Consider the following 2241-nt stretch of genomic DNA (forward strand, 5'->3'; position numbering starts at 1 on the left):
TGTGCCCCCGCCCGGCGCCGCGCGGACAGCGGCCAGGCGCGGAGGGCCGCAGCGCGGGCTGCGGCGAGTGCGGCCCTGCGGGCCTGGGAGCGACCGCCGAGGGGCCCGCCGCGGACCGGCAGCGCACCGCCGCCGGCATCCGCACCGGCGGGTACGGGAGGCTCAAAACCAGCCATCGCTCACAGCTGTTCGGGGAGGACGGGCCGACGGAACGCAACAGCGCCGCCGGGGCAGCAGGCCCACCCTCGGCACCGAGCCGATCTCCGCCGAGCACCACTGGATGCGACCTGTTCCTCTCAGAGTACGACGAGCGCGGAACGCGGCCCAGCAGTCGGACCCCGGTGGGCCGGGGTTCCCGCAAACGGACCGCGTGCGCCCGCGCTTTGTGCGCCCCCCGCGCACGCCGGCCGGAGGCCACCTGTCACGGAGGTTCCCAGGAGCTTGACCGACAACCCCCGATAACGCAACAGGCCGAACACACAACGTGATCCGACCGTCATCGAGAGGCACCGGGGCGGTCGCACGAGGCACCGGGACGGTCACGCGGTGCCGCGACGGAGCCCTTCACACCGCTCCCACCAGTGCATTCGCGCCCCACTCGCCCCACCCGTCACAGCCCCGGCGAAACATCGCGTTCGGCCACCGGTCCGTCACCGTCCGGATTCGGCCAATCCGCCCCGCGGACAGGTCGACGATTGGCAATTGCCAGATGCATACGTGCCCGCACTGGCAGCATGCTCGACATGCCGCTGCTCCTGTTCGACCTCGACAACACCCTGCTGCCCAGGGACGCCGCCTACCGGGCGTGGGCCGTGGACTTCCTGGCCGAACACCGCCTGCCCGCCGCCGACATCGACTGGTTCACCACCATCGACGGCAGCGGGTACGTGCCGCGCAGCACCGTACTGGGCGCCGCGAAGCGCCGCTACGGCCTGGACCACTCGATGGACCTGCTGCTCGCCCACTACCGCCGCGGCATCAACGCGCACATCCACTGCCCCGCTTCCCACCTCGACGCGCTGCACGCCGCCCGGGCCTCCGGCTGGACCCTCGGCATCGTCAGCAACGGCGGCACCAAGCCCCAGGTGGAGAAGATGCGCCGCACCGGGCTCGACCGCCTCGTCGACGGCTGGGTCGTCTCGGAGGAGGCGCGGTGCGTGAAGCCGGACCCGCTGATCTTCGAGATCGCCGCCCGCCGCTGCGGGGTCGCCCCCTCCCCCGGCTGGGAGGCCAACACCTGGATGATCGGCGACCACGGCCCGGCGGACGTCGCGGGCGCCGAGGTCGCGGGGCTGCGCAGCGTCTGGCTGCACCTGGGCCGCCCGTGGGCCGAGCAGGGCTACCGTCCGACGCTGAGCGCCGCCGGGCTGCCGGAGGCCGTCGGCCTCGTCCTCGGCGCCCGCAGCGCGCCCACCGCCGACACCGTCCGCCGCGGGGCCGTCCGGCGTGCCGTGGCGCAGCAGGCCGCCGCCCGGCGGGCCGCCGCGGACCCGGTCGTGCCGGTCACCCCGGTCGTGCAGCTCCCGTCCGTCGTCCAGCTCCCCTCCGTCGGCGGCACCACCCCGCTGGGCGCCGGGCGCGCGCCGGCGCAGTCGGCCGCCGTCCGGCTGAGCCCCGCCGCCGCGGCCGCCCTGCAGGCGCCGGCCGGCCCGCTGCCCGCCGTGGCGCACGCGGGCGTCACCGGCGGCCCGGGAAGCGCGGGCGGCGACGCCCCGGCGCCGGTGCTGACCCGCTTCACCGTGCCGCAGGCGGCCGTCGGACCGGTCGCGGCGGCGGCCGGCTACACGGTCATCGACGACGGCGTCGCCGGGTAGCGCCACCAGCGCGCGACGCCGTGCTCGGTGAAGCCGAGCCGGCGGTACAGCGGCTCGCCCAGCAGGGTCGAGGTCAGGGTGGCCGGCCGGTCGGGGTGGGCGGCCAGCACGGCGGCCACCAGGGCCCGGCCGATGCCGCGCGAGCGGTGCTCGGGGAGGGTCGCCACGGAGTAGAGGCCGACGGCCGTGCCGTCGTCGTGGCTGACGCAGGCCCCGGCGGGGCGGCCGGCCACCCGGGCCACCCAGGCGCGGTGGCCGGGGGCGTCCAGCAGCCCGGGCGGCAGCATCGCGCCTCGGACGAACGGCAGCCGGGCGGGCATCGGGAAGCCGTCGACGACCACGCGCTCCACCTCGCCGAGCTGTTCCGGCGACAGCGCCTCGCCGACCGTCAGCCGGCCCGCCGGCTCCCCGCGCCGTCCCCGCGGGG

At 76.8% G+C, this 2241-nt stretch carries 2 protein-coding genes; one reads left to right on the plus strand and one right to left on the minus strand.

Annotation, left to right across the window (positions count from 1 at the left end; translation table 11 throughout):
* Positions 1–743 precede the first annotated feature (743 nt).
* Entirely contained in the window at positions 744–1814 is a 1071-nt protein-coding gene (locus ABZ641_RS33900) for an HAD family hydrolase (RefSeq protein ID WP_359988128.1), read from the plus strand.
* On the opposite strand, the gene ABZ641_RS33905 is transcribed toward ABZ641_RS33900, so the two are convergent.
* The coding region (locus tag ABZ641_RS33905; RefSeq protein WP_359988130.1) for a GNAT family N-acetyltransferase at positions 1781–2241 on the minus strand (461 nt) is incomplete at its 5' end. The genes ABZ641_RS33900 and ABZ641_RS33905 overlap by 34 nt on opposite strands.

It is taken from the genome of Kitasatospora sp. NPDC007106 (genome assembly GCF_040634455.1).
In the GTDB taxonomy this organism is placed as follows: domain Bacteria; phylum Actinomycetota; class Actinomycetes; order Streptomycetales; family Streptomycetaceae; genus Kitasatospora; species Kitasatospora arboriphila.

What these genes read in the sequence shown, in the direction of transcription:
- ABZ641_RS33900 (WP_359988128.1), top strand. Translation starts at nt 744, where the DNA reads ATGCCGCTGCTCCTGTTCGACCTCGACAACACCCTGCTGCCCAGGGAC.